Here is a 25,592-nt window from a genome sequence, read left to right on the forward strand (position 1 = left end):
ATGATCCATGCCCATGAAGAAACCCATTCCAGAACCTCGGGAGTGGGTTTGCTCGTCGCCGCGGTGGGCGTGGTTTATGGGGATATCGGCACCAGCCCTCTTTACACCCTCAAAGAGGTGTTCGCCGGACATTACGGCGTTCAGGCCAATCACGACGGTGTATTGGGCATTCTTTCATTGATCTTCTGGTCACTGATCTGGGTCGTCTCGATCAAGTACGTGCTGTTTATCCTTCGCGCCGATAACCAGGGCGAGGGGGGCATCATGGCCTTGACGGCACTGGCACGTCGGGCTGCGGCGCCGTATCCCAAAATGAGCAGGGTGCTGGTGTTGCTTGGCCTGTTTGGCGCGGCACTTTTTTACGGCGACAGCATGATCACCCCCGCCATTTCGGTGCTCTCTGCGGTTGAAGGGCTACAGCTTGCGTTCGATGGCATTGAGCATTGGGTGGTTCCGCTGTCTGTGATCGTCCTGGTAGCGCTGTTCCTGATACAGAAACACGGCACGGCCCGTATCGGCATCCTGTTCGGGCCGGTCATGGTGCTGTGGTTTGTCGTGTTGGGCACACTTGGCATTTACGGCATCTTGCAACGACCGGAAGTTCTGCAAGCGCTGAATCCTGCGTGGGCGGTGCAATTTTTCGTGGTCCATCCGGGCATTGGCGTCGCCATTCTGGGCGCCGTCGTGTTGGCATTGACCGGTGCTGAAGCACTGTATGCCGATATGGGCCATTTTGGTCGCAAACCCATTGCCCGCGCCTGGTTCATCCTGGTGCTCCCCGGCCTGGTACTCAATTACTTTGGCCAGGGCGCGCTGATCCTGGGCAACCCTGAAGCGGTACGTAATCCGTTCTATCTGTTGGCACCTGACTGGGCGTTGCTGCCGATGGTCGCGCTCTCGACACTGGCCACCATCATCGCCTCCCAGGCCGTGATTTCCGGCGCGTTCTCACTGACTCGCCAAGCCATTCAGCTGGGTTACGTGCCTCGAATGTTTATCCAGCACACCTCCAGTCAGGAGCAGGGCCAGATTTACATCGGCATGGTGAACTGGGCGCTGATGGTCGGCGTCGTGTTGCTGGTCATCGGTTTTGAATCCTCCAGTGCACTGGCGGCGGCTTATGGTGTGGCGGTGACGGGGACCATGCTGATTACCACCATTCTGTCCTCGGCCGTTGTATTGCTGCTTTGGAAAACACCTCGTTGGCTGGCTATCCCGATACTCCTGGGTTTTCTCATGGTGGACAGCCTGTATTTTGCCGCCAACGCGCCGAAGATCTTCCAGGGCGGTGCGTTCCCGGTGATTGCCGGTATTGCTCTGTTCATCTTGATGACCACCTGGAAACGGGGCCGAAAGATCATTGTCGAGCGACTGGACGAAACCTCGCTGCCGCTGCCGTTGTTCATCAGCAGCATCGGCTCGCAACCACCTCATCGTGTGCAGGGTACCGCGGTCTTTCTGACGGCCAGGGCTGATGCGGTCCCTCATGCCCTGTTGCACAACCTGTTGCATAACCAGGTGCTGCACGAGCAGGTGGTGTTGCTTACCGTGGTGTCCGAAGACAGCCCGCGTGTGCCGGAGGATCGGCGATTCGAAGTCGAGGCTTTTGGTGAAGGGTTCTTTCGAGTGAGTCTGCACTTTGGTTTTATCGAGGAGCCCGACGTACCTCTGGCGTTGAGCCTGTGCCATTTGAAAGAGCTGGATTTCAGCCCGATGCGCACCACGTATTTCCTCAGCCGGGAGACGGTTATCCCGACCAAGCGTATCGGCATGGCCCGTTGGCGCGAAAGCCTGTTCGCGTTCTTGCTGAAGAACGCCAACAGCAACCTCAAATACTTCAAGTTGCCGCTCAATCGGGTGATCGAGCTGGGCACGCAGGTTGAGATGTAGGCGGCAACAGTCAGTCAAACGCACATCCCTGTGGGAGCGGCGGTGCGACGATTCGACTTGCTCGCGAAAGCGGTGTGCCAGGCAACATTAATGTCGGCTGATACTCCCTCTTCGCGAGCAAGTCGAATCGTCGCACCGCCGCTCCCACAGGTTTTGCGTTCCTCGGTGAGCCGCCGCCATCGCCCGACCCTCACCGAGACGCCGGGCCGTTCATGGAGTGGGCTCTTGCTCTAATCTCATGCAAAATCACGGGTACAACGTGCTCACCGCGTATTGATCGCAGGTCAAGCACGTATTGTGAGTAATCGACCGCGCTAATGCAGTGCAACGAGAGCCACTATGAAAACCCTTTTTGAGATAAGTGATGTCTTTGAGCCCAACATCCAGTCACCCATCACCCGCCGGCGGTAACAGCATGATCGAGGTCACCGAGGTTCCCATTGCTCAACTGCGTGCTGCGCTCGAATCGGGCCAGACGACGGCGGTTGAATTGGTCCAGGCCTATCTCGCCAGGATCGATGCCTACGACGGCCCCGACACGCCCACCGCCCTCAACGCGGTGGTGGTTCGCAACCCCGAGGCACTCAAGGAAGCGCAGGCATCCGATGCCCGTCGGGCCAAGGGCCAGACGCTGGGACCGCTCGATGGCATTCCCTATACGGCCAAGGACAGTTATCTGGTCAAAGGACTTACCGCAGCCTCTGGAAGTCCCGCCTTCGCGAACCTGATTGCTTATCGCGATGCGTTCACCATCGAACGGCTGCGTGCTGCTGGTGCGATTTGCCTGGGCAAGACCAATATGCCGCCCATGGCCAACGGCGGCATGCAGCGTGGGGTGTATGGCCGGGCCGAGAGCCCGTACAACGCAGACTATCTCACCGCACCCTTCGCCTCGGGCTCATCGAACGGCGCCGGCACTGCAACCGCTGCCAGCTTCGCTGCATTCGGCCTCGCCGAAGAAACCTGGTCGAGCGGACGTGGCCCGGCATCGAACAATGGTTTGTGTGCCTATACGCCTTCGCGCGGCGTGATCTCGGTGCGCGGCAACTGGCCGTTGACGCCGACCATGGACGTTGTCGTGCCGTTTGCCAGGACCATGGCCGACCTGCTCGAAGTGCTCGACGTGGTGGTGGCGGACGACCCCGACACACGAGGCGATCTGTGGCGGATGCAACCCTGGGTGCCCATTCCAAATGTCGCCTCGGTGCGTCCCGCTTCCTATGGGTCGCTTGCCGCAAATACCGATGCCCTCGCCGGAAAGCGCTTGGGCGTTCCTCGTATGTACATCAACGCGGATCCCGATGCCGGCACGAGCGATGCGCCGGGTATCGGTGGTCCGACGGGCCAGCGAATCAATACCCGTCCTTCCGTGATCGCGCTCTGGGAAGAGGCTCGCAAGGCACTCGAAGCCTGCGGGGCCGAAGTGGTCGAGGTCGATTTTCCGCTGGTTTCCAATTGCGAGGGAGATCGTCCCGGTGCGCCAACGGTGTTTAATCGGGGCCTGGTTTCCAAAGAATTTCTTCACCATGAGTTGTGGGATCTGACGGCTTGGGCGTTCGACGATTTCCTGCGGGCCAACGGCGATCCAAAACTCAATCGCCTGGTCGACGTCAACGGGCCGCTGATCTTCCCGCACGACCCAGGGACGCTGCCCAATCGTGAGGGCGACCTTGCCGCTGGCATGGACGAGTATGTGCGCATGGCCGAGCGCGGCATCACGCCTTGGGACCAGATCCCCACGGTGCCGGACGGGCTGCGCGGCCTTGAGCAGACGCGCCGTATCGACCTTGAGGACTGGATGGATCGGTTGGGACTCGACGCGGTGATCTTCCCGACAGTGGCCGACGTCGGGCCGGCGAATGCCGATGTCGATCCGAAGTCGGCGGACATCGCATGGAGTAACGGTGTCTGGGTCGCCAACGGCAACCTCGCCATCCGCCACCTGGGTGTTCCCACGGTCACGGTGCCGATGGGAATCATGCCGGACATCGGCATGCCCGTCGGGCTGACCTTCGCCGGTCGGGCCTATGACGATTCGACGCTGCTGCGCTTGGCTTCGGCGTTTGAATCAACGGGGACGAAGCGATTGATCCCCCCGCGAACCCCGCCGTTGTCGGGTGGTCAGAACTAGGAAGGGCGGGATTGGCGCACGGCACACGCGTCAATCCCGCCCGGTAACGGTAAGCCAGGGCAGTCTGGCTGTACTCAAATCGTCGCTCGCAAAAATAGTGTGCAACGCAGCCGATGGCTTTTCCCGGCAAAGGTGCAGTGTCTTGTCTTTCTAACGCAGTCCTGTCCAGGTTGAGAGGTGGATTTCATGAACAACATCATCTACATCGTCGGGGTAGTTGTGATCGTCGTGGTTATCCTGTCGTTCCTTGGGTTTGCATAGGCTCGAAGACCCCGCAAAGCCAGTTTTCCTGGCAGCCGTCCCGATGCGCTCGGCTATTGGCCCAGCAGAGGCGCCAGCAGTGCACACATGCTGCGCCAGTGCGAACCCTCCCAGTAAATCCGTTGGCAGGCATCGCAGCGCAGGAAGTGTGAATAGAGGGCGCCAACACGGGACGGCACCTGCAACCGGGCCAGTTCCAGGCTGATCTCGTGCAGCGGCAGGTTGCAATGCAGGCACAGGCTGAATGGCCGCGCGCTACGCGCCAGGTCGAGGCGCTCGTACAATTCGCGCAGCTGCAGCGACGGTTTCAGGGCATGCACGTAACAGCCGTGGCTGATGATCCGCCGCTTGAGCAGTTCGCGGTCGCGGGTCAGTACGATGCGTCCTTGCTGCGCTGCGATCTCGGCGATCTCGCCGTCCTCGAAGCCATTGTCGTAGAGGGTGTCGAAGCCGCTCATGCGCAGCAGGTGGGCCAGCCCGCCAAGGTGCGCATCAGCGATAAAGCGCAGCACCCGTAAAGGTTGCGCGCGAACCTTGAGCAGCGGGCTGATGTCCAGCGCTTCGAACTTGGGATACACCGCCAGCCGGTCATTGTCGAAAATCACCCGCTCCAGGCCCACCGACTCGCCGTTGAGCAGCACCAGCTCGACCTCGGTGTGCGGGATGCCGAGCGCTTCGATCATGTGCTTGACCGTCGCCCCGCGTGCGCACTCGCAGGTGAAGGACTGCCGCCGCCGGTCGGCCGGCAGGAAATCGTTGAGCTCCTCGTAGAAGCGGAAAGTTGCACGGGTCATGTTCAACAGTATGGCAGGGCCGCAGCGCCGGTTAACCTTTCAAAGCCGCTTCAATCGCCGCGATGTCGATCTTGCCCATTCCCATCATGGCGTCGAACGCACGTTTGGCCGCTGCGGGATCAGGATTGGCTATCGCGGCGGTCAGCACGCGTGGCGTGATCTGCCACGACAGTCCCCACTTGTCCTTGCACCAGCCGCATACATTTTCCTGACCACCGTTTCCGACGATCGCATTCCACAAGCGGTCTGTTTCGGCCTGGTCGTCGGTCGCAACCTGGAACGAGAAAGCCTCGTTGTGCTTGATCTCCGGCCCGCCGTTCAGCCCCAGACAAGGGATACCCATCACTGTGAACTCTACCGTCAAGACATCGCCCTGTTTGCCCGCCGGATAGTCGCCGGGCGCACGAAGAACAGTGCCCACGTCACTGTCCGGAAATGTCTTGGCGTAGAACGTTGCGGCATCCAGCGCGGTGCCGTCGTACCAGAGACAGATCGTGTTTTTGCTGATCATTTTGACTCTCCAGAATTGGCAGGTTGTTCAGTGCCCTCGGTCATGACCGATGGATGTTGTTCAGATGATTGACCGCGAACGGAATGGACCGTTTCGATGGCGCTCTATTAATTTTTGCATTCCGACAACACCACCTGGCAGGTATTGGGCGTACCCCCGGATCGGCCGGCATAGCGGATGCAATTATCCATGGATTTTTTGCGAGCCATGCTCAAGGTATCGCCCCACGCCAGGCCGCCCTCGCCAGCGGTGGGGATCGCTTTTGCGTAGCAGTTCGAGCCCATATTTGAGGCTGAATAGCGAGCCGTGGCAGCTTTGCCTGCACATCCCGCCATCAGCGCCAGGTTGATCGCGAGCAGGGAGGGCAGGACCCATGACGAACACTGGCGCGCTGTTTTTCCGGTCATCCCGTGTCCCCTGAAGCTGAAGGCGTGTTTGTGCTGGTGTTCTACTCAGATTAGTCGACCCATGACCATGGCTTCGCTACTCTTTTCACAGATTGCAACGTCACAACCGTCGTTTGATCAGAGGAGATACAGCATGGACCGATTCACCGGCGGTTGCCTGTGCGGCAATGTCCGGATCGAGGCGTCGGGACTCCCATATCGGGTCGGTCTTTGTCACTGTCTCGATTGCCGCAAACATCATGGTGCGCTGTTTCACGCCTGCGCGATATTCCCTCAGGACGCGGTGACGATCGAGGGCGAAACACGCGACTATGCCGGGCGGTTTTTCTGTCCCCGCTGCGGCTCGTCCGTTTTCGCCCGCACCGGCGATGAAATCGAAGTGAACCTGGGCTCCCTGGATGCCCCTGACCAACTGACACCCACCTACGAAAGCTGGATTGTGCGTCGCGAATCCTGGCTGCCGCCGTTTCCGCTGACGCGACGATACGAGCGCGATCGTGACGCCACGGGGCGCTTTGAGGAGTAGGTTGCAGGAACGGTTCCGCTTGCAGCACGCTGGTCGTTTGCGCCGATCTCGCTCCGCGACGCTGCGCCAGGCCTTGTAGGAGCTGTCGAGCCTGCGAGGCTGCGATCGGCTGCGCAGCAGTCGTAAAACCAGAAGTCGCGATGTGTCAGGCAGACCGCATCAGCCGGATTCACGACTGCTGCGCAGCCGATCGCAGCCTTCGCAAACTCGACAGCTCCTACAAAGAGAGCGTCGTAGCTGTAATGGCTTTGCTGAGCGGCATTTCAAGCCAGCCTGAAGGGCGTTCAAGTACCGCTTCGCCTCTGTCATCAAATGTTAAATCACTGACGCTCAATGAAAAGCAGTCGATTTGCGCGTGACAATACTGACTTACTCACCGACGGTGAACAGTTAAGCGAAATTCCACTTACACATTAAGTCCGATGCCTCTCTGCCCTGATGGGAGGCTGTCAGTCGCATCTCATAAAACAATCATAGAGCGTGCAGAATGAAGTTCAGTTTTGTAGATAACAGCGAGCCGAGCCGCCGACGCATTCTACGCGATGCCTTCACTCTGGCTTTGGCGGCCTCTCCGTTGGCAAGCCTCGCCAAGGCCGACGACGAAACCAAGGCGGCCGACGAAAACACCGAAGAAGTAACCTTCGCTGCTGGCCCGCGGCCGCTGGTGCAATACCCGCAAAAACGACCGTTGACCCTGGTGACCACTCGTCCACCGCATCTGGAGACCCCATTCTCTGTCTTCAACCAGGGGCCCATCACGCCGAATGATGCCTTTTTCGTGCGTTACCACCTGCCCGATTTCCCTACCAGCATCGATCCGGACAGCTACCGTTTGACGATCAAGGGCTCCGTCAACACGCCGCTGTCACTGTCGCTTGCAGAACTCAAGGCCCTCGCCGAACCGGTCGAGGTGGTGGCCGTGAATCAGTGTTCGGGGAATAGCCGTGGCTTCTCGATACCACGCGTGTTCGGCGCTCAGTTGGGCAATGGTTCAATGGGTAATGCTCGCTGGGTGGGGGTGTCGCTCAAGGCGGTATTGGAAAAGGCGGGGGTGAAAGCCGACGCCAGGCAAGCGACATTCCGAGGGCTCGACAGGCCAGTGCTGCCGAGCACGCCAGAGTTCATCAAGGCCCTGGACATCAGTCATGCCATGGATGGCGGGCCTATGATCGCCTGGTCGATGAACGGCACCGACCTGCCATTCCTCAACGGTTACCCGATACGTCTGGTGGTGCCAGGTTATTTCGGTACGTATTGGGTCAAGCACCTGAGTGAGATTGAAGTCGTCGACCACACCTATGACGGTTTCTTCATGGCTAAAGGTTACCGCGTTCCGGACAATGATTGTTTTTGCATCGCCCCCGGCACCACTGCGGCGCAGACTCAGCCGATTTCCAGGTTGCCAGTGCGCAGTTTCATCACCAGCGTCAAACACGGCGATGTGTTGCCGCTGAAAAAAAGTGTGGTGCTCAAGGGCATTGCGTTCGACGGCGGCGTTGGGGTCAACAAGGTGGAAATATCGATCGATGGCGGCAAAAGTTGGCGCGAAGCCAGGCTTGGGCAGGATCTGGGTCGTTTCTCCTTCCGTGAGTGGACGCTACCGCTCACCTTTACCAGCAAGGGCGCCACACAGTTGATGGTGCGAGCCAGTAACAGTGCGGGCGAGACGCAACCGCTGCAAGCCGACTGGAACCCCGGTGGCTATCGCCGCAACGTCGTAGAAACCAGCCACGTGACCGTCGCCTGAGGGGGCCCGCATGAAACGTATGACCACCTTGCTGTGCACGGCTCAGGTTTTTTTGGCTGCCATGGCTAGCGCAGCGCCACTATCGATCACGTTGCCGCCCGAAACGGCTGCGTTCAAGCCCAGTGCGCTGCCTGGCTACTCGTTGGCCCAGCAGAAATGTTCCACCTGCCACTCAGCCGATTACATCAACTTCCAGCCTCCTGGCATGACCTTGGCTCAGTGGACGGGTGAAGCGAGCAAGATGCAGCACGTGTACGGTGCTCCGATCAGCGATCAGGATGTGAAGATTATCGGCGCCTACCTTGCGGTGACCTACGGTAGTGCCCGTGCGAGCGATGCCGATCTGCAGGCTGCCTCGAACCCGTCGGCGGGCCAACCGCCGGCGGCGTCTGTAGCAAAAGTCGATGCCATGGCCTTGTTCCAGAGCAACGCCTGCCTGTCGTGCCACGCGATCGATCATAAGGTCCTGGGCCCGGCCTTTCACGATGTGGCTGCCAGGTATGCCAATGACCCGCAGGCACTGGCCAAGGTAACGTCCAGCATTCAGCACGGTGGTGCCGGCAAATGGGGGAATATCCCAATGCCGCCTTTTGCGCAGTTAAGCCCGGACGATCTGCAAACCCTGGCAACTTTCATACTGGACCAGTAAGCCAACCTTTACGGCCAGGCGATCTACTGCACCCTCGCTGCCATCTTCGTCGCGCAGGCCACGCTCACTGCATTTTTTTGTTCCTGGGATCGTCCGCCGGGTTGAGGTAAGTGATCCCCCAAGGCCCTGTGCCGTGGAGTTGAAGCACGGTTTCCTGTTCGCGACTGGCGCCGTACATCGACATGCCGACAGGAATGATCAGGGTGTCACCCGGATGATAAGCCTTGGCCCGTGCCGGATCGAAGGTGTCTCCGGTGGCGAAGTAGAAGGTGCCCGAGATAACGGTTACGCGTTCGGTCACGGGATGGGTATGCACGCCGATTTTTGTATTGGCCGGCAGCTTCAAGCGCAGGGTGAAGGGCTCGGCGGCCTTCAGGTCACCTTCAATCACAGCAATCATGGCGCCGGGCGCCACCGCCGGCGCAGGTTTCCAGTTGAGTCCGGATGAGGTGGCGGCAATAAAACCTTCTTGCTCAGCATGGGCGATCAATGTCAGAAAGGCAGGGCTGAGCAAGGCCAGTAAAACAGCGGCCGCTTTGTGGGCAATCATTATGGTTTCCTCGTGTCTGGGGCCTCTACGCACAGGCGCAGAGCCCGTGCAATCAAGTCATATACGTTGACGGTAGCCGACTGCCAGATCGCGGATATACCCGTTGTGAACCAGTGCTATAACGCATAAGCATGAATGCCCGGCGCCTGCCCTGAGGAGACAACCATCATGAAGAAGATCGACACCAAGGAAGACGAGGAGGGAGGCGCTGCCTCTGAGCGGATAGAAGCAAAAATCAAGGCACTGACTGACTGGCGGGGTGAGACCCTCGCCCACGTCCGGACGCTGATCAAACAGGCCGACCCTGAAGTGGTCGAGGAACTGAAGTGGAGAGGGGTTCCGGTGTGGTCGCACGCCGGCATCATCTGCACCGGTGAGACATACAAGAATGTCGTAAAGATGACCTTCGCCAAGGGCGCCTCGCTGGAGGACCCTTCAGGGCTGTTCAACGCCAGCCTCGAAGGCAACACCCGACGCGCCATCGATATTCATGAGGGCGAGCGGGTTGATGAAGAGGCGTTGAAGGCGCTGATTCGCGCGGCGGTAGCGCTTAACACGTCGGTGTGAACGGCTGACTGCACTGTTCAGTCTCAGAGAGGTATCAAGGAGAGTCTATAAAGTTTTTCGTAGATAGCTCGCCGACGCAGGACACAGGTGCTTGAACTGCGCTGTCTGGCTGATTACAACAGGCGCTTCACCCCTATCGAGCAATTCATAGCCATTGGCTGCAAAAAAACCAGCCGCGCTTTGGGTCAGCAAGTGAAGTCGGACTGCGCCTTGGGAGATTGCATAGCGTTCCAGTTCAGACAACACGGCTTTACCCAGCCCCTCGCCACGACAGGTCTTACAAACGACCATTGAACGAAGCAACAGATCAGGGCCAGAACCTTCCAGCCCTCCATAAGCAACCCGGTTTCCGTCCACCTCGAAGCGGAAAAACTGCAGCCTCGGTTCGCTTATATCACCGTAAGGAAGCCCTGCTTCACTCAACGACTCACGAAGCTGATGCAAACCGCTTGGCCCTACTTTAATCATCTGCATCGTTTGCTCCATTAAGATGTTTTTGGCACTTAAGTTACTCGCTCAATCCTGGCGTTTGCCAATTGATCGTTCCGGGCTCAGGTTAGCGGATGCGGTTGGACTAAGGCTTGCGCAACAGAAGCAACAACAACGCCGCAGCCGCCAGCACCGCCCCGACGATGAAGGTGCTGGCTGAGCCCGAGGTCTCCCACAGCGCGCCGGCGAGCACACTGGCGATCAACAGGCACGCGCCGCTGATCAGATTGAACAGGCCGAACGCCGTCCCCCTGAGGTGTTCGGGCGCAGTGTCGGCAATCAGCGTCGCGAGAATGCCCTGGCTGAAGCCCATGTGCAGGCCCCACAGGGCCACGCCCGCCAGCATGCTCATGATTGAATCCGCTTGCGCCAATAACAGGTCCGCCAGGATCAGCAGGACGATGCCGATGCATAGCACTTTGGTGCGGCTGATCCGGTCGGACAACCAGCCGGCAGGGTAGGCGGATACGGCATAAAGCAGCGACATGACCACCATCACTATCGGCACCCAAGTGGCCGTCAGACCTGTTTGCTGTGCTTTCAATACCAAAAAGGCTTCGCTGAAACGGGCCAGTGTGAACAGCCCGCCGACGATCACTACCCACCAATAATCGCGGGAGAAATCCCGCAGGACTTTCCAGTGGATAGGCGAGCGGAAGGCGCGTTCGCCAGCGACAGTGGTTGGCTCTTTGACCCCACCGACAATCAGCGCCACCGATATCACCGCCGGGATCACCGCGAACCACAACACCAGATGGATCTGCCCGAGCCAGAGCATCAACACGATGGCCAGAATCGGACCCAGAATGGCGCCCACGGTGTCCATCGATTGGCGCAAACCAAAACAGGCGCCACGGATTTCGGCGGGTGCGATATCGGCGACCAGCGCATCTCGCGGCGCGCCACGAATGCCTTTGCCGATGCGATCCAGAAAACGCGCGGTGAACACCACCTCGACCGATTGTGCGAGGGGAAAAAGCGGTTTTGACAACGCCGCCAGACCGTAGCCCATCAACAGCAAGCCTTTGCGCCGGCCGATAAAGTCGCTGATGGCGCCGGAGAAGATCTTGGTCAGCATCGAGATCGCTTCGGCGATGCCCTCGATCACCCCGACGGTCAACGCACTCGCGCCCAAAGTGGTGACCAGAAATATCGGCAGCAGGCTGTGCACCAGTTCTGAAGACAGGTCCATGAACAGGCTGACAAAACCCAGCGCCCAGACTGTTCGTGGAATACGTAACGGATCAGAGCGGATGCTTGCGGGATTTTTTTTCACATCAGGTCCTCATCTGAACACCGGGCTCTGGTCGGCTAGCCCATCCTGCGCGTGTTTGAGTGTGTGTCTGAAGTCTAGGGGGCTATCGCAAAACCGTTCTTGCAAAGACAGATACGCTTTTCAGCCAGCTGTCGTTGTAAGCATCGATTGCTGTGTCTAGACTCCAGCCCATGAAACGTTATTTGCGGTTTTGCCTCGTCTTCCTGATCAGCTTCGCGCTTCCCGTGAGTGGAATGGCGGGCGTTCAGGCTTCTGCAGAACCTTGCCCGATGAAAACCAGGGGCATGGCCATGATGGTCGACATGGATAAAGACTGCTGCCAAGACTTGAGTCACCCGTCCGAGCATGGCAAACCCTGTAAACCCGGTCAGGAATGCAAAACCGGTGGCATGCTGCAAGTCACCATCGCCCAATCTCCAATCACCCTTTTCAGTCCCATCGTAGCCTCGTTTTTTGTAGACGCATTGCCTGTTCAAACCCCGCCCGGGGTTTGGCGCCCCCCTCGCAGCTGATTCCTGTTCGACGCTGAGCCCCATTCCACCTATGCGGAATGGCGTTGCTGCGCGCCTTTGAAAGCGCGCAACGGATCATCACAGGAATTGTGAACATGAACTCCATGTGCTTTCGTGCAGGATGGTCGCTATTGGCTGCGCTGGCGGCAAGCCTGGCTTTGCCCTGCGTTGCTGCGCCATTGACTCTCGATGAAGCCCTTCGCCTGGCGGACGACAATGCGCCGTCCCTCACAGCCCAGGCCGAAAAACTCCAGGCAGCACGCAGCGCCGCCATTCCTGCCGGTGAGTTGCCCGACCCCAAGTTGCTGCTTGGGATACAGAACTTCCCGGTGAGTGGTCCCGATCGCGGGACGCTGGATCACGACTTCATGACCATGCAGATGGTCGGTGTGATGCAGGAAATGCCCAATGGCGACAAACGTCGGGCACGTATCGAAGTCGCTGAGGCCGCCGTTGAACTGGCCGCCGCGCAAGGTCGTGTCGAACGCTTGAACGTGCGACAAGCCACGGCGCTGGCCTGGATCGGCAGTTATTCGGTGGAGCTGAAACAATCGCTGTTCCAGGAGTTTTACCGCGAGAATCGATTGTTGGCTGACACCGTTCGTGCGCAGATCGCCAGCGGGCGCGCTCAGCCTGCCGATGCGGTGACACCGAAGCAGGAAGCGGCGCAACTGGAAGAGCAGCAGGACCAATTACTGTTTCAACGCGCACAAGCTCGCGCGCTACTCAAGCGCTGGATTGGTCCCGCCGCCAATGAACAACCGGTCGGAAATTGGCCGCAATGGCCCATCGATACGTCGGGTTACGTGAACAAGCTTGAGCATCACCCTGCATTGGCGGCATTTGCGCCAATGACCCGTGAGGCTCAGGCCAAAGTTCGTGAAGCGGAGGCTGACAAGCGCTCCGACTGGAGTTGGGAGCTCGATTATCAGCGGCGCGGTCGGGAATTTGGCGACATGGTCAGCGTGCAATTGACCTTTGATCTACCGCTGTTCCCCGATACCCGTCAGAACCCGAAGATCGCTGCCAAACGTGCTGAACTGAATCAACTGGAGGCCGAACGCGAAGCGTTGACCCGTGAGCAAACCCAGCAGCTGGAAGAACAACTGGCCGACTATCGACGGCTGGACCGTGCTGTGCGGCGCCAACAGGAAAACCTGTTGCCACTCGCCAAAGAAAAGGCCGAATTGACCATGGCCAGTTATCGGGCGGGCAAAAGTGACTTGTCGACGGTCCTCGCCGCCCGGCGTGAATGGATCGAGGCGCGCCTGAAACAGATCGAGGTCAACGAACAGAAAGCGCTGATCAGTGCTCGGCTGTATTTCGCCTATGGGGAGGCCGGCCAATGAACATTCAGCGTTTTAAAGGTGTTCTATGGGTTGGTGGTGCATTAGCACTGGGCGGTGTCAGCGGTTACTGGTTTGCCCATCGAACAGAACCCGTTGTTCCAGGCTCCGTGACCCAGGACGAGCGCAAGACCTTGTATTGGTACGACCCGATGTACCCGCAACAGAAGTTCGACAAGCCCGGTAAGTCGCCTTTCATGGACATGGAACTGGTGCCGCGCTACGCCGACAGTGCTCAGGACACAGCTTCCGTGCAAATCGATGCGAGCGTGACGCAGAACCTGGGGCTTCGTCTGGCCACCGTTACTCGTGGCGTTCAGGCTTCCAGTCTTGAAGCGGTAGGCGTGCTGACCTACAACGAACGGAATGTCGCGGTGATCCAGGCCCGGAGTCCGGGTTTTGTCGAACGGGTATATGCCCGGGCACCAGGGGATGTACTCAAGGCTGGTGCGCCATTGGCGGACGTTCTAGTCCCTGAATGGGCCTCGGCGCAGGAGGAGTTCCTTGTACTCAAGCGCATGGGGGATGCCGGACTGTTGACAGCAGCCCGCCAACGCCTGCGTCTGACCGGAATGCCGGCGGAGTTGATTAGCCGGATCGAGCGCAGCGCGAAGGTACAGTTGAACCACACCATGACCACGCCCATTGCTGGCGTGTTACAGGAGTTGAATGTTCGTGCCGGTATGACCTTGGCTGTTGGCGATACGCTGGCCCGGGTCAATGGCCTTGAGAGTGTGTGGCTGGCGGTGGCCGTGCCGGAATCGGCAGCCGGGGGCGTCCAGGTCGGTCAGCCGGTAGAGGCCAGGCTTGCGACGTTTCCGGACGCCATTCTTCACGGTACGGTCAGTGCCGTTCTGCCGCAAACCAGTCCGGACAGCCGAACTGTCAGCGTACGGGTTGAATTGCCCAATCCTGACGGCCGGTTGCGACCCGGTCTCACGGCGCAGGTGCGGTTGAAGCGCTCGACCGAGCACAGTGTGCTGTGGGTGCCGAGCGAGGCGTTGATTCGCACCGGCCGGCGCGTGTTGGTGATGCTTGCCGAAGAGGGCGGACGCTACCGCCCGGTCGAGGTGCAGGCAGGGCAGGAAAACGATGGCCAGACGGCGGTCCTCAATGGTCTGGAGGAGGGGCAGCAGGTCGTCAGTTCGGGCCAGTTCTTGCTCGACTCAGAAGCCAGTCTCAAAGGCATTACTGTTCAGCCTCTTGAGAAAACCGGAGCCCAGCCATGATTGCCGGATTGATTCGCTGGTCCGTGGCCAACCGTTTCCTGGTGTTGCTGGCAACCTTGTTTGTCACCGTCTGGGGCATCTGGTCAGTACAGAGCACTTCCATCGATGCGCTGCCGGATCTCTCCGATGTTCAAGTGATCATCCGTACACCCTATGCGGGCCAGGCGCCACAGATTGTCGAGAACCAGGTGACCTATCCCTTGGCAACCACGATGTTGTCGGTACCGGGTGCCAAGACAGTTCGCGGCTATTCCTTTTTTGGCGACAGTTTTGTCTACGTGTTGTTCGAGGATGGAACCGATTTGTATTGGGCGCGCTCACGGGTGCTGGAGTATCTGAGCCAGGTCCAGAGTCGTCTGCCGGCCAGCGCCAAACCGGCGTTGGGACCGGATGCCACCGGGGTTGGCTGGATTTATCAGTACGCCCTGGTGGATCGCACTGGCAGGCATGACCTCGCGCAACTGCGCGCCCTGCAGGACTGGTTCCTCAAATTCGAACTCAAGACCCTGCCCAACGTTGCCGAAGTGGCCACCGTGGGCGGGATGGTCAAGCAATATCAGGTTCAGCTCGATCCGCTGAGAATGGCCAGCCTGGGAATCACCCAGACCCAGGTCACCGAGGCGATCGGCAAGGCTAATCAGGAAACCGGCGGTGCGGTGCTGGAGATGGCTGAAACCGAATTTATCGTGCGTGCTTCGGGCTATCTGAAGACGCTTGATGACTTTCGTGCCATTCCCCTCAAGCTCGGAGTGGGTAGCGTGCCCGTCACCCTCGGTGATGTGGCGACGATTCAACTGGGGCCAGAAATGCGTCGCGGCATCACTGAGCTCGACGGCGAAGGTGAGACGGTGGGGGGCGTGGTGATTTTGCGTAGCGGCAAGAATGCTCGCGAAACCATTGCGGCGGTCAAAACGAAGCTCGATGAATTGAAAAGCAGCTTGCCGGCCGGTGTAGACATCGTCACCACCTACGACCGCAGTAAGCTGATCGACCGCGCGGTGGAAAACCTCAGCCGCAAGCTGATCGAGGAATTTATCGTCGTCACGCTGGTGTGCGCGATTTTCCTTTGGCATCTACGCTCGGCATTGGTGGCGATCATCTCTTTGCCGATCGGCGTGTTGATTGCTTTTATCGTCATGCGTCATCAAGGTATCAACGCCAACATCATGTCGTTGGGTGGCATCGCGATTGCCATCGGTGCCATGGTCGATGCCGCGGTGGTGATGATCGAGAACGCCCACAAGAAGATCGAGGCCTGGCACGTCGCTCATCCGCTGGAAGAACTGAAAGGTGAGCGTCATTGGCAGGTCATGACTGACGCGGCGGTAGAGGTAGGACCGGCGCTGTTCTTCTGTCTTTTGATCATCACGCTGTCGTTTATTCCGGTATTCACTCTGGAGGCCCAGGAAGGGCGCCTGTTCGGACCACTGGCATTCACCAAAACTTACGCCATGGCCGCAGCGGCAGGGCTGGCGGTGACGTTGGTGCCGGTATTGATGGGCTACTGGATTCGCGGACGGATCCCTGATGAACAACGTAATCCTTTGAATCGCTGGTTGATCAGGTTCTATCAGCCGGCGCTGGACGCGGTGTTGATGCGACCGAAAATCACCCTCCTGGTGGCGTTGCTGATCTTTCTCAGCGCGTTTTGGCCGATGTCTCGCCTGGGAGGCGAGTTCCTGCCGCCGCTGGATGAAGGTGATTTGCTTTACATGCCCTCGGCGTTGCCGGGATTGTCTGCGCAGAACGCGGCGCGATTACTGCAACAGACGGACCGGTTGATCAAGACCGTGCCAGAAGTCGAACACGTTTTCGGCAAGGCGGGCCGTGCAGAAACCGCCACCGATCCGGCGCCGCTGGAAATGTTTGAAACCACTATCCAGTTCAAGCCACAAGAACAATGGCGTCCAGCAATGACTCAGGAAAAACTGGTGGAAGAACTGGATCGAGTGGTCCGTGTCCCGGGGCTGACCAACATCTGGATTCCACCAATCCGCAACCGTATCGATATGCTCGCCACCGGTATCAAAAGCCCGATCGGGATCAAGGTTTCCGGAAGCAATCTGGAGCAGATCGACATGGCCACGCAGGGGATCGAGCGCGCCGCCAAAGGTGTGCCGGGCGTCAGTTCTGCCCTGGCCGAACGTCTGACTGGCGGCCGTTACATCGATGTGGATATCAACCGCCAGGCTGCCGCTCGTTACGGACTCAATATTGCCGACGTGCAATCAATCGTGGCCGGTGCCATCGGTGGCGACAACATCGGGGAAACCATCGAAGGTCGTGCACGGTTCCCGATCAATCTGCGTTATCCCCGTGAGTGGCGTGATTCCCTGGGAGCCTTGGAGCAATTGCCGATCTACACGCCACTGGGGAGCCAGATCACCCTCGGTACGGTGGCGAACGTCAAGGTGACGGATGGCCCGCCGATGCTCAAAAGCGAGAACGCCCGACCGTCCGGCTGGGTGTATATCGACGTCCGTGGACGGGATATCGCGTCAGTGGTCGCCGACCTGCGCCAGGTCGTCAGTGAGCAAGTCAAATTGCAGCCCGGAATGAGTCTGAGCTATTCCGGGCAGTTCGAATTTCTTGAGCGAGCCAATGCGCGACTCAAGTGGGTCGTGCCAGGCACGTTGCTGATCATCTTTGTGCTGCTTTACCTGACCTTCGCGCGTTTCGACGAAGCCTTGCTGATTATGGCGACGCTGCCTTTCGCCCTTGCAGGGGGGGCGTGGTTTCTCTACTGGCTCGGGTTCAATCTGTCGGTGGCCACGGGGGTCGGCTTCATTGCGCTAGCCGGTGTGTCCGCTGAGTTTGGCGTGATCATGCTGCTCTATCTGAAGAACGCCTGGGCCGAGCGTGAAGACGCGGGTGATCGCACAGAGCTCGGCTTGCTCGCCGCGATTCGTGAAGGGGCGGTGCAGCGCGTCCGACCCAAAGCCATGACCGTGGCGGTGATCATTGCAGGTCTGTTGCCGATCCTGCTGGGGGGCGGCACCGGTAGTGAGGTCATGAGCCGCATCGCCGCGCCAATGGTCGGTGGAATGATCACCGCGCCCCTGCTTTCTCTGTTTGTCATCCCGGCGGCATATCGCTTGATGCGCCGTCGTCAGATGGAAGGCGTGAAATAGCACCCGGTCATCCCGGCGGCACGAATGCGATTCGGCCGCCGGGTTGTCTGGTTCAAAGGTTCTGGCTGAGAAAGAGCAACGTATTGCCATGGGCCTCGACCGCCGCCCGCTGGTTGTAGCTGTCACGGTGTGAGCAATTGAAGCCATGTTCGGCCCCCGGATAAACCTCGATATCGACGTCGTCGTTGAACTCGAAACGCTCGGCGATTTGCTTCACGGCGTCGATGGGAATGTGGCTGTCCTGTTCGCCAAAGTGCATCAGCACCGGCACCTTGATTTCATCGGCTCGATCCAGCTGGTTCTGAATGCCGCCGCCGTAGTAGGCGATCGCCACGTCGACAAAACCGTTGGCCGCGGTGTTGTACGACAGCATGCCGCCGAAACAGAAGCCAATAGACGCGATTCTGCCGTCCAGCCCCGGCTGTGCTTTCAGGGCGTCGATGGCCAGTTTGATGTCGGCTTGCGCTTTTTGGGTATCGGTGGCGTTCATCAGCTCGACGGCGCGTTTCCAGCCGGCTTCGTCGTAGCCCAGTTCGGTCCGGTGGCCGTGGCGCCAGAACAGATCAGGGGCGATGACCAGGTAGCCGTCGGCGGCGTATTGCTCGGCGACCGAGCGGATGTGCTCGTTGACGCCGAAAATTTCCTGAATCAGCACAATCCCCGGACCTTTACGGGTGTGGGGGATCGCCAGGTAAGCGCCGAATGTGCCCTCGGCGCTGGTGATCTCGATCCATTGGGTGGTTACGCTCATGATGGCTCCTTTACATAAGTTGGAGGGGTTATCGAGACGCCGACGGATCAGCGGTGACTGCGCCGCCAGAAGTATCGAGCCAACAGCGCGTCGATGCTGAGCTTTCCGGCCCCCGAGAGCAACAACGGCAGGAGGGCTGCGAGATAGATCAGCGGTAGTTTGAAATTGCCGTGGCCTTTATTGCTGATGGCATAGCCCTGGACAAGTTCACTCAATGTAGACCAATCGGCCGGCCAGTGAACGGCAGCGGTCGCGACGATCGTGACCACGATCAGGATAATCGCCGAGACCCGCGTCCCCAGGCCCGCCAGCAGGGCAAGGGCACAGATCAATTCAGCCCACATCGCCAGTTCCCAATTCAGCGTGGCCGGAACGTGGTTGAAGGGAAACGGGAAGCTGTTCTGGATGTCGGCGAACCAGTTCTGGCCGTTCCATTTTTCCAGGCCTGACTCGAAAAACTCCCAGGCCAGAAATACTCGCAACGTCAGGGGCGCGATCCAGCGGCCGACACGGTCGACGTTCAGGTGCAGGCTTTTGAGGGCTGATGAGAGGGGGGTGTTCATGGACTTGAGCTCCGGGATTTGATCGACAGGTGCATTCATTGTGGGAGCGGACTGTGGCGAGGGGGCTCGCCCCCGTTCGGCTGCGAAGCAGTCGTAAACCCGTGACATGCGGTTTAACTTTGAAATGCCGGGGCCGCTTCGCGACCCAACGGGGGCAAGCCCCCTCGCCACAAAAGCCCGCTCCCACAGGGGAATGTTGGTGTTGATGAGGTTTCATTCGGTCAATAGCGTGTTTCTGGCCGACCGTTTGTACTTCAACGCAATCTTGCCCAGCAGCCGAACGACAATTGCCGAGAACATCAGGCCGAACGGCAATACGTACCAGGCGCTCAGGGGGATGCGTTTGAAGTTGGAATAGGTGAACACCGCCGCAATCACCCACATGCCGCTGACGTGCAGGGCTTTCCAGGCTTTGGGACCGATCAGCCGCGCCGTGGTTTTGAACGAGGTCAGCGCCATCAGCACAATGAACAGATAACCGACCGAGCCCGGGATGTTGCCGACCGTGGTGCGGCCGGGCCAGAACTCGGGGTTCAGTTGGCCGTAGCTGTAGATCAGCAGGGCGTGTATCAGGTGGGAAAACGCAAAGGCCAGGCCGATGAAGCGCCGTTCACGCACCAATGAACGGGTGAAAGGCGAGGGCACCAGCACGGCGAAGGCGGAGGCTGTGAACGCCGCGAGAAACAGCACAAACGAAGTGCGTGCGGTGGCGCGAATGGCGCTGCGAGTGGCCTCCACCAGGTCCGGGTTCAGCAGCAGAATCAGGCCGGTCATCAACAGCACCAGCAAGGACAGCAGGCCAAACAGCGACCAGCCGTGGTAACGGGGAACTTGGGTCATCATGACAACACTCCTGAGCAAAGGGCCGACCTGGGTTTTGCCGGTGGTCAGCGGACAGCAGGAGTTTTTCAACCCGGTGTGTGGGCGGTATGTCCGAAAGGTCGCCCGGTGCAAGTTCATGTATCCCGGGCTGCGACAGATACATTCCCATACAAAACTGTGATTCAGCCCCGGCCAGCGGCGTCTAGCGACAGTGTCCCCGCAATCCCATGGGGCGAGACTTCGGAACCCGGCATGCAAGCGCTGTTGAACGAGATCCTTGACGCAGTCCGACCGTTGATCGGTCAGGGCAAAGTGGCTGACTACATTCCCGCCCTCGGCACCGTGCCGGCGAATCAGTTGGGCATTGCCGTGTATGGCAATGACGGCGAGTTGTTTTGTGCCGGAGACGCCGACACGCCATTCTCGGTACAGAGTATTTCCAAGGTGTTCAGCCTGGTGCAGGCCATCGACCATTCCGGCGAAGCGATTTGGCAGCGCCTGGGCCACGAGCCGTCCGGGCAGCCGTTCAACTCGCTGGTGCAGCTGGAATTCGAGCGCGGGCGTCCGCGCAATCCCTTTATCAACGCCGGTGCGCTGGTGATCTGCGACATCAACCAGTCACGTTTTGCCGCGCCGGCGTTGTCGATGCGCGATTTTGTCCGGCGCTTGTCCGGCAACCCGAATGTCATGGTGGACGGCAAGGTCGCCGAATCGGAATACCAGCACCGCGCGCGCAACGCGGCCATGGCGTATCTGATGCAATCGTTCGGCAATTTTCATAACGACGTCGAAGCCGTGCTGCGCAGCTACTTCAGCCATTGCGCGCTACGCATGAGTTGCGTGGATCTGGCCCGCACGTTCTGCTTTTTGGCCAACGACGGTTTCTGCAAACACAGCGGTGCCCAGATCCTTAGCGCCCGTCAGACCCAGCAAGTCAACTCGATCATGGCCACCAGCGGGCTGTACGACGAAGCCGGCAACTTTGCCTATCGCGTCGGTCTGCCGGGCAAGAGCGGCGTGGGTGGCGGGATTGTCGCGGTGGTGCCGGGGCAATTCACGGTGTGCGTCTGGTCCCCGGAGTTGAACACCGCCGGCAACTCCCTCGCCGGCATGGCCGCGCTGGAGTTGTTGAGCCAGCGGATTGGCTGGTCGGTGTTCTGATGGCCTGTCTTGACTAGCGCCCGATGACCGCTACCGTGAAGCAGGCATTCTTTGACTCAAGGGGCGGTGACTTCATGGTGAATTTCGGTTCCGCGCTTCTAGTCTTCAATGACCCGGACACTCATTTGCGCAAAGGCTTGTCTGCCGTGGTCCAGATAGGCGACACCCTGTGGGTTGCCAATGATGAATCCTTGAGCCTGGAGCGCTTCACCTTGCGTGAGCGCGTCGGTGCGGGTGAGTTTCTGTTTGATCAGCACAAACAATTCCCGTTGGCGTCCCTGTTGACGCTGCCGGTCATCCCGACCATTGGCGAAGAATTCGTCGAGGCAGACCTGGAAGGCATGAGTTACGACCGTGACACGGGGTATCTCTGGATGGTGGGGTCTCACAGCCTGAAACGGAAAAAACCTGATAGCACCAAGTCCCCGAAGAAAAACGCCGAGCGCCTGGCAACGGTCAGCCGCGATGGCAATCGTTTTCTCCTGGCGCGGATTCCGGTGGTCGAAGAAAACGGGACGTTCACGTTGGTGAAGAGCACCGTCAGTGATGATCGAGTCGCCGCTCAATTGTCCGGCGATCAACTGGGTAATGAATTGCTCGACGAACTCAAGGACGACGAGCATGTAGGGGCATTTCTGCACATTCCCGGCAAGGATAACGGGTTCGATACCGAAGGCCTCGAGGTCAATGGCAAGCGGGTTTTTATCGGGTTGCGAGGGCCTGTGCTGCGGGGCTGGACCATTATTCTGGAGATCGAACCCCACGCCCATCCCAAGACCGCCAACACGCTGACGCTGAAAAAGATCGGGCCTGGAAGGCGAAAATATCGAAAGCATTTTCTCCAGTTGGGCGGGCTTGGCGTCAGGGATTTGTGCATCGATGGCGACGACATGCTGATTCTGGCCGGGCCGACGATGAACCTCGACGGGCCTGTCAGCGTATTTCGATGGCTCGACGGTGCCAGAACAACAGAGGAAGGTTTTGTCTTCAGCGAACAATTGACGCCGGTCCTGGAGGTTCCTTACGGGCAAGGAAAGGATAAAGGCCGCGATCATGCCGAAGGAATGACCTTTGTCAGTACCGCCGGCGTAGAAGAGCCCCTGCTGCTGGTGGTCTATGACGCGAACGCCGGATGGCGCAAACAGGGGAGCAATCGCCTGGAGCAAGATGTATTTCGCCTGGCAAAAAAGCCCCGGTGAATGACGCTTGATAGATTTTCCTATACATTTTCTGGCCGCTCTCCTGCATGGTGAAACCGTTTCATGTCTCTTGCGCTCGAACGTCTAGTCGCTGGCACGCCAATCCCTTTTGCCGGTAATCGTGTCACTGTTGTCAGCCCAGAACTGGCGGCGCGCTTTCAGCCCGGCGACCATCTGCTGGTGGAGCAGGTCAGCGGCGAATTGTTGTTGATTCCGGTGGCGGACCAGCAAGCGGCGGCGGTTGCCATCGAGCGCGCCGAAGCGGCATTCGCTGCAATGTCCGGCGTCTCGGATCAAGCCATCAGCGAGTTCTTCGATCATTTTGCTCAACGCCTCGAAAACCCGGAATGCTGGGCCCTGATTGCGGCCGCCAACCTGGCCGACATCGAGCGAGCCAAGGCGCGCGGGCGTTCCACCACGCGGTTGCTCGCCGATGAGCGCATGCGCGGCGATATGATCGCCGGCCTGCGGGCCTGGCGCGATGCCCCGGCCACCCGTGGCAAAGTCGTGAGCTGCGTCGAGCACGACGGCTGGAAAGTCGAGCAAGTGGTCTCGCCGCTGGGCATTGTCGCCTTTGTATTCGAAGGCCGGCCGAATGTCTTTGCCGATGCCGCTGGTGTATTGCGCACGGGCAACACCGCGGTGCTGCGCATTGGTAGCGATGCATTGGGCACTGCCCAGGCCATCGTCACCCACGCATTGAATCCGGCATTGGCGGATGCCGGATTGCCGACCGGTGCAGTTTCGCTGGTGGAAAGCGTCAATCACGCCGCCGGCTGGGCGATGTTCGCCGATCGCCGCCTGTCATTGGCGGTGGCCCGTGGCTCGGGACGGGCAGTCAGCCAGTTGGGCAGCATCGCGCAACAGGCCGGCACCGCCGTCAGCTTGCACGGCACCGGTGGCGCGTGGCTGATCGCCGACCAACACGCCGATGCCCAGCGCTTTGCCGCCGTGGTGCGCAATTCGCTGGACCGCAAAGTCTGCAACACTCTGAACGTTTGCCTGATCCACCGCGACCGCGCCGCTGAGCTGGTGCCGCTGTTTCTCGATGCACTGCAACAGGCCGGCACCGCTCGGGGCCAGGGCTGCAAGTTGCACATCGTCGAGGGGAGCGAGCAGCATTTGCCGATTGATTGGCAAACCGCGAGCGTCGAGGTGTACCGCGCCGACGGTTATCAGACCGAAGCACTGGCCGAACCGCTGCCCGAGGATCAAATGGGTCGCGAGTGGGAGTGGGAAGAAACCCCGGAAGTCAGCTTGAAGATCGTCGACGACCTGGAGCAGGCCATCGCTTTGTTCAACCACTACAGCCCGCAATTCACCGTGTCGTTGATCAGTGAAGATGCCCCGGCGCAGGAGCGTTTCTATAACGCGGTCAACGCGCCTTTTGTTGGCAACGGGATTACCCGCTGGGTTGACGGTCAGTACGCGCTGAACAAGCCGGAACTGGGGCTTTCGAACTGGGAGAGCGGGCGCCTGTTTGCGCGCAGCGCGATTCTTTCGGGCGATGGCGTGTTCACCATTCGAAGCCGCATGACCCAGACGAGTCTGTCGGTCAAACGCTGAGACGGCACTCCAGACCTGCCGCGCAAACCTGTGGGAGCGGGCTTGCTCGCGAAGACGCCGGCACAGTCAACAATGATGTCGCCTGACACACCACTTTCGCGAGCAAGCCCGCTCCCACAGGATATTCGTCGCTCTCATATCTTACCGGCATCAGGGACAGCCCCCTGATCGCAGGCAACGTCACGCACTATACTTAATGTGTGTCCATGTCTGCGGGGGAGCGGACAGCGCATCTGATTACGTCAGAGAGGGTTGCGCCATGAAACTTCATTCCTTTCAACGTTATTCTCATGGTCTGGAAACGATCGTTCACGACGCGTGGATTACCACCCGCGTGAAGTCGGCCCTGGCATTGGCCGACTCAACCCTTGGCCTGCATGTTCATGTCAAAACCCATGCGGGCAGGGTGGCATTGAGCGGCCGTGTCAACACTCATAGGCAGTGTGAGCAGGCTGTTGCTCTGGCCCGGTCGGTTCCTGGTGTCGTCGACATCGATGCCAGCGAATTGCTCACTCACGTGTTCACCCCGGGGCATTCTCCAGAAGCACCGAATGCCGAAGAGACCACTGAGCGTCGGCCACCCTCCTCAGACGACAAATGACCATGCGATCTTGTGAGTGTCATGCCTGAACCGGAGCCAAGGACGGGCGCAGTCAAGTGCCTGCCCATTTTGTAACGTGGCGCCAAGCCTTCAGGCGGCTTCGACCGTTTTGCCATAAACGGCACAGGTGTCCGGATGCTCGGCCAGCGACACGAAGTTGCGACGACTGGCATCCAGCGCATCGACGGTGCCGGTCTCGATGTCATAAACCCAGCCATGCAGATTCAGCAGGCCTTTTCCCTGGGCCAGACGCACGCTCGGGTGAGTCTGGATATTCGCCAGTTGGGCGATGACATTTTCCCGGACCATCGAACTTACCTTGGCTGCGTCGCTGGCGTGAGGGCGGGAGTCATTGATGACCTTGGCCGACTCGGCATGTTGCAACCAGCCGCTGACGGCGGGCAGGTGATCCATGCATTTGCACTGAGCGATGGCGGTCATGGCGCCGCAGTCCGAATGCCCGCAGATCACGATGTCCGTCACGCCCAATACCGCGACCGCATATTCGACCGTGGCCGACACCCCACCGGGATGCGGACTGTAAGAGGGCACGATGTTGCCGGCATTGCGCACCACGAACAGTTCGCCGGGCTCTTGCTGGGTCAGCAGTTCCGGCACCACTCGGCTGTCGGAACAGGTGATGAACAATGTGCCGGGATGCTGGGTGGTGGCCAGGTGTTTGAACAGGTCGGTACGTTGCGGGAAGGCTTCGTTCTGGAACTTCAATAAACCTTCGATGAGCGCTTTCATGGCTGACTTCCTTGCAATGAATGAGAGGGGCTAATGCCTGCATAACCTGTGGGAGCGGGCTTGCTCGCGAAGACGGCGGCACCGTCAACATTGATGTCGCCTGACACACCGCTTTCGCGAGCAAGCCCGCTCCCACAGGTTTTGCGCCTGAATTGGCTGTATC

General features: G+C 59.4%; 24 protein-coding genes. 14 read left to right on the top strand and 10 right to left on the bottom strand.

Features of this window, described 5'->3' with window-relative positions; genetic code table 11:
- Together ABH909_RS15405 and ABH909_RS15410 are read left to right on the top strand one after the other, a co-directional pair.
- Positions 1–1,890, top strand: a complete 1,890-nt coding sequence (locus ABH909_RS15405) for a potassium transporter Kup (RefSeq protein WP_429439928.1) — start codon at positions 1–3, stop codon at positions 1,888–1,890.
- Positions 1,891–2,305: 415 nt separating this feature from the next.
- Entirely contained in the window at positions 2,306–4,021 is a 1,716-nt protein-coding gene (locus tag ABH909_RS15410) for an amidase (protein WP_429434565.1), read from the top strand.
- 314 nt (positions 4,022–4,335) lie between these two features.
- Here ABH909_RS15410 and ABH909_RS15415 read toward each other — a convergent pair whose 3' ends face one another.
- The 3 genes from ABH909_RS15415 to ABH909_RS15425 form a co-directional block, all read right to left on the bottom strand.
- A complete protein-coding gene (locus ABH909_RS15415) occupies positions 4,336–5,076 on the bottom strand; it encodes a Mut7-C RNAse domain-containing protein (RefSeq protein ID WP_429434567.1) in 741 nt (246 codons plus the stop codon).
- A 31-nt stretch (positions 5,077–5,107) separates the two neighbouring features.
- Complete coding sequence (locus ABH909_RS15420) at positions 5,108–5,587, bottom strand: VOC family protein (protein ID WP_429434569.1); 480 nt, start codon at positions 5,585–5,587, stop codon at positions 5,108–5,110.
- A gap of 107 nt (positions 5,588–5,694) precedes the next feature.
- Positions 5,695–5,994: a hypothetical protein gene (locus ABH909_RS15425; protein WP_429434572.1), complete on the bottom strand. Its 300-nt coding sequence runs from the start codon at positions 5,992–5,994 to the stop codon at positions 5,695–5,697.
- A 133-nt stretch (positions 5,995–6,127) separates the two neighbouring features.
- Here ABH909_RS15425 and ABH909_RS15430 point away from each other — a divergent pair, with 133 nt between their 5' ends.
- The 3 genes from ABH909_RS15430 to ABH909_RS15440 all read left to right on the top strand — a co-directional run bounded on the left by ABH909_RS15430 (position 6,128) and on the right by ABH909_RS15440 (position 8,916).
- On the top strand, positions 6,128–6,520 hold the full coding sequence (locus ABH909_RS15430; RefSeq protein ID WP_192343545.1) for a GFA family protein: 393 nt from the start codon (positions 6,128–6,130) through the stop codon (positions 6,518–6,520).
- A 487-nt stretch (positions 6,521–7,007) separates the two neighbouring features.
- On the top strand, positions 7,008–8,267 hold the full coding sequence (locus ABH909_RS15435) for a molybdopterin-dependent oxidoreductase (RefSeq protein WP_429434574.1): 1,260 nt from the start codon (positions 7,008–7,010) through the stop codon (positions 8,265–8,267).
- Between the two features lie 10 nt (positions 8,268–8,277).
- Entirely contained in the window at positions 8,278–8,916 is a 639-nt protein-coding gene (locus tag ABH909_RS15440) for a c-type cytochrome (protein ID WP_429434577.1), read from the top strand.
- A 64-nt stretch (positions 8,917–8,980) separates the two neighbouring features.
- Here ABH909_RS15440 and ABH909_RS15445 read toward each other — a convergent pair whose 3' ends face one another.
- On the bottom strand, positions 8,981–9,466 hold the full coding sequence (locus tag ABH909_RS15445; protein ID WP_429434580.1) for a cupin domain-containing protein: 486 nt from the start codon (positions 9,464–9,466) through the stop codon (positions 8,981–8,983).
- Positions 9,467–9,634: 168 nt separating this feature from the next.
- On the opposite strand from ABH909_RS15445, the gene ABH909_RS15450 reads away from it, so the two are divergent.
- Positions 9,635–10,033 (top strand): DUF1801 domain-containing protein, encoded by a 399-nt coding sequence (locus ABH909_RS15450; RefSeq protein ID WP_429434582.1) that lies wholly within the window; start codon positions 9,635–9,637, stop codon positions 10,031–10,033.
- A gap of 45 nt (positions 10,034–10,078) precedes the next feature.
- Here ABH909_RS15450 and arsN2 read toward each other — a convergent pair whose 3' ends face one another.
- A complete protein-coding gene (arsN2, locus tag ABH909_RS15455) occupies positions 10,079–10,507 on the bottom strand; it encodes an arsenic resistance N-acetyltransferase ArsN2 (RefSeq protein WP_429434585.1) in 429 nt (142 codons plus the stop codon).
- A 100-nt stretch (positions 10,508–10,607) separates the two neighbouring features.
- Entirely contained in the window at positions 10,608–11,798 is a 1,191-nt protein-coding gene (locus ABH909_RS15460; protein ID WP_429434588.1) for an MFS transporter, read from the bottom strand.
- Between the two features lie 170 nt (positions 11,799–11,968).
- Between ABH909_RS15460 and ABH909_RS15465 the strand changes: the two genes are divergently transcribed.
- The 4 genes from ABH909_RS15465 (at position 11,969) to ABH909_RS15480 (ending at position 18,016) form a co-directional block, all read left to right on the top strand.
- On the top strand, positions 11,969–12,310 hold the full coding sequence (locus tag ABH909_RS15465; protein WP_429434591.1) for a hypothetical protein: 342 nt from the start codon (positions 11,969–11,971) through the stop codon (positions 12,308–12,310).
- 95 nt (positions 12,311–12,405) lie between these two features.
- A complete protein-coding gene (locus tag ABH909_RS15470; protein ID WP_429434593.1) occupies positions 12,406–13,659 on the top strand; it encodes a TolC family protein in 1,254 nt (417 codons plus the stop codon).
- Positions 13,656–14,885 carry an efflux RND transporter periplasmic adaptor subunit gene (locus ABH909_RS15475; RefSeq protein WP_429434596.1) on the top strand — a complete coding sequence of 410 codons (1,230 nt, stop codon included), beginning with the start codon at positions 13,656–13,658 and terminating at the stop codon, positions 14,883–14,885. Before ABH909_RS15470 ends, ABH909_RS15475 begins: the two co-directional genes overlap by 4 nt.
- Positions 14,882–18,016, top strand: coding sequence for an efflux RND transporter permease subunit (locus tag ABH909_RS15480; protein ID WP_429434598.1), 3,135 nt, complete (start codon positions 14,882–14,884; stop codon positions 18,014–18,016). Before ABH909_RS15475 ends, ABH909_RS15480 begins: the two co-directional genes overlap by 4 nt.
- Positions 18,017–18,068: 52 nt before the next feature.
- Here the strand turns inward: ABH909_RS15480 and ABH909_RS15485 are convergent, their stop codons facing one another.
- From ABH909_RS15485 to ABH909_RS15495, 3 genes are all read right to left on the bottom strand, one after another.
- Positions 18,069–18,767 (bottom strand): dienelactone hydrolase family protein, encoded by a 699-nt coding sequence (locus tag ABH909_RS15485; RefSeq protein WP_429434601.1) that lies wholly within the window; start codon positions 18,765–18,767, stop codon positions 18,069–18,071.
- A gap of 47 nt (positions 18,768–18,814) precedes the next feature.
- Positions 18,815–19,330, bottom strand: a complete 516-nt coding sequence (locus ABH909_RS15490) for an HvfX family Cu-binding RiPP maturation protein (protein WP_429434604.1) — start codon at positions 19,328–19,330, stop codon at positions 18,815–18,817.
- 213 nt (positions 19,331–19,543) lie between these two features.
- Positions 19,544–20,173, bottom strand: coding sequence for a ferric reductase-like transmembrane domain-containing protein (locus ABH909_RS15495; RefSeq protein ID WP_429434606.1), 630 nt, complete (start codon positions 20,171–20,173; stop codon positions 19,544–19,546).
- Between the two features lie 231 nt (positions 20,174–20,404).
- On the opposite strand from ABH909_RS15495, the gene glsB reads away from it, so the two are divergent.
- From glsB to ABH909_RS15515, 4 genes are all read left to right on the top strand, one after another.
- Positions 20,405–21,313 carry a glutaminase B gene (gene glsB, locus ABH909_RS15500; protein ID WP_095635104.1) on the top strand — a complete coding sequence of 303 codons (909 nt, stop codon included), beginning with the start codon at positions 20,405–20,407 and terminating at the stop codon, positions 21,311–21,313.
- Between the two features lie 74 nt (positions 21,314–21,387).
- Positions 21,388–22,512, top strand: a complete 1,125-nt coding sequence (locus tag ABH909_RS15505) for a DUF3616 domain-containing protein (protein WP_429439931.1) — start codon at positions 21,388–21,390, stop codon at positions 22,510–22,512.
- Between the two features lie 63 nt (positions 22,513–22,575).
- Positions 22,576–24,078 carry an aldehyde dehydrogenase family protein gene (locus tag ABH909_RS15510; protein ID WP_429434609.1) on the top strand — a complete coding sequence of 501 codons (1,503 nt, stop codon included), beginning with the start codon at positions 22,576–22,578 and terminating at the stop codon, positions 24,076–24,078.
- Positions 24,079–24,337: 259 nt separating this feature from the next.
- On the top strand, positions 24,338–24,679 hold the full coding sequence (locus tag ABH909_RS15515; protein WP_429434612.1) for a BON domain-containing protein: 342 nt from the start codon (positions 24,338–24,340) through the stop codon (positions 24,677–24,679).
- A gap of 90 nt (positions 24,680–24,769) precedes the next feature.
- Here the strand turns inward: ABH909_RS15515 and ABH909_RS15520 are convergent, their stop codons facing one another.
- Complete coding sequence (locus ABH909_RS15520; protein WP_429434614.1) at positions 24,770–25,429, bottom strand: carbonic anhydrase; 660 nt, start codon at positions 25,427–25,429, stop codon at positions 24,770–24,772.
- Positions 25,430–25,592 lie beyond the last annotated feature (163 nt).

The organism is Pseudomonas sp. BS3782 TE3695 (assembly GCF_050435305.1).
Lineage (GTDB): Bacteria > Pseudomonadota > Gammaproteobacteria > Pseudomonadales > Pseudomonadaceae > Aquipseudomonas.

Coding starts and splice junctions, on each gene's coding strand:
- ABH909_RS15405 (WP_429439928.1), top strand. CDS start 1: ATGATCCATGCCCATGAAGAAACCCATTCCAGAACCTCGGGAGTGGGT.
- ABH909_RS15410 (WP_429434565.1), top strand. CDS start 2,306: ATGATCGAGGTCACCGAGGTTCCCATTGCTCAACTGCGTGCTGCGCTC.
- ABH909_RS15415 (WP_429434567.1), bottom strand. CDS start 5,076: ATGACCCGTGCAACTTTCCGCTTCTACGAGGAGCTCAACGATTTCCTG.
- ABH909_RS15420 (WP_429434569.1), bottom strand. CDS start 5,587: ATGATCAGCAAAAACACGATCTGTCTCTGGTACGACGGCACCGCGCTG.
- ABH909_RS15425 (WP_429434572.1), bottom strand. CDS start 5,994: ATGACCGGAAAAACAGCGCGCCAGTGTTCGTCATGGGTCCTGCCCTCC.
- ABH909_RS15430 (WP_192343545.1), top strand. CDS start 6,128: ATGGACCGATTCACCGGCGGTTGCCTGTGCGGCAATGTCCGGATCGAG.
- ABH909_RS15435 (WP_429434574.1), top strand. CDS start 7,008: ATGAAGTTCAGTTTTGTAGATAACAGCGAGCCGAGCCGCCGACGCATT.
- ABH909_RS15440 (WP_429434577.1), top strand. CDS start 8,278: ATGAAACGTATGACCACCTTGCTGTGCACGGCTCAGGTTTTTTTGGCT.
- ABH909_RS15445 (WP_429434580.1), bottom strand. CDS start 9,466: ATGATTGCCCACAAAGCGGCCGCTGTTTTACTGGCCTTGCTCAGCCCT.
- ABH909_RS15450 (WP_429434582.1), top strand. CDS start 9,635: ATGAAGAAGATCGACACCAAGGAAGACGAGGAGGGAGGCGCTGCCTCT.
- arsN2 (WP_429434585.1), bottom strand. CDS start 10,507: ATGCAGATGATTAAAGTAGGGCCAAGCGGTTTGCATCAGCTTCGTGAG.
- ABH909_RS15465 (WP_429434591.1), top strand. CDS start 11,969: ATGAAACGTTATTTGCGGTTTTGCCTCGTCTTCCTGATCAGCTTCGCG.
- ABH909_RS15470 (WP_429434593.1), top strand. CDS start 12,406: ATGAACTCCATGTGCTTTCGTGCAGGATGGTCGCTATTGGCTGCGCTG.
- ABH909_RS15475 (WP_429434596.1), top strand. CDS start 13,656: ATGAACATTCAGCGTTTTAAAGGTGTTCTATGGGTTGGTGGTGCATTA.
- ABH909_RS15480 (WP_429434598.1), top strand. CDS start 14,882: ATGATTGCCGGATTGATTCGCTGGTCCGTGGCCAACCGTTTCCTGGTG.
- ABH909_RS15485 (WP_429434601.1), bottom strand. CDS start 18,767: ATGAGCGTAACCACCCAATGGATCGAGATCACCAGCGCCGAGGGCACA.
- ABH909_RS15490 (WP_429434604.1), bottom strand. CDS start 19,330: ATGAACACCCCCCTCTCATCAGCCCTCAAAAGCCTGCACCTGAACGTC.
- ABH909_RS15495 (WP_429434606.1), bottom strand. CDS start 20,173: ATGATGACCCAAGTTCCCCGTTACCACGGCTGGTCGCTGTTTGGCCTG.
- glsB (WP_095635104.1), top strand. CDS start 20,405: ATGCAAGCGCTGTTGAACGAGATCCTTGACGCAGTCCGACCGTTGATC.
- ABH909_RS15505 (WP_429439931.1), top strand. CDS start 21,388: ATGGTGAATTTCGGTTCCGCGCTTCTAGTCTTCAATGACCCGGACACT.
- ABH909_RS15510 (WP_429434609.1), top strand. CDS start 22,576: ATGTCTCTTGCGCTCGAACGTCTAGTCGCTGGCACGCCAATCCCTTTT.
- ABH909_RS15515 (WP_429434612.1), top strand. CDS start 24,338: ATGAAACTTCATTCCTTTCAACGTTATTCTCATGGTCTGGAAACGATC.
- ABH909_RS15520 (WP_429434614.1), bottom strand. CDS start 25,429: ATGAAAGCGCTCATCGAAGGTTTATTGAAGTTCCAGAACGAAGCCTTC.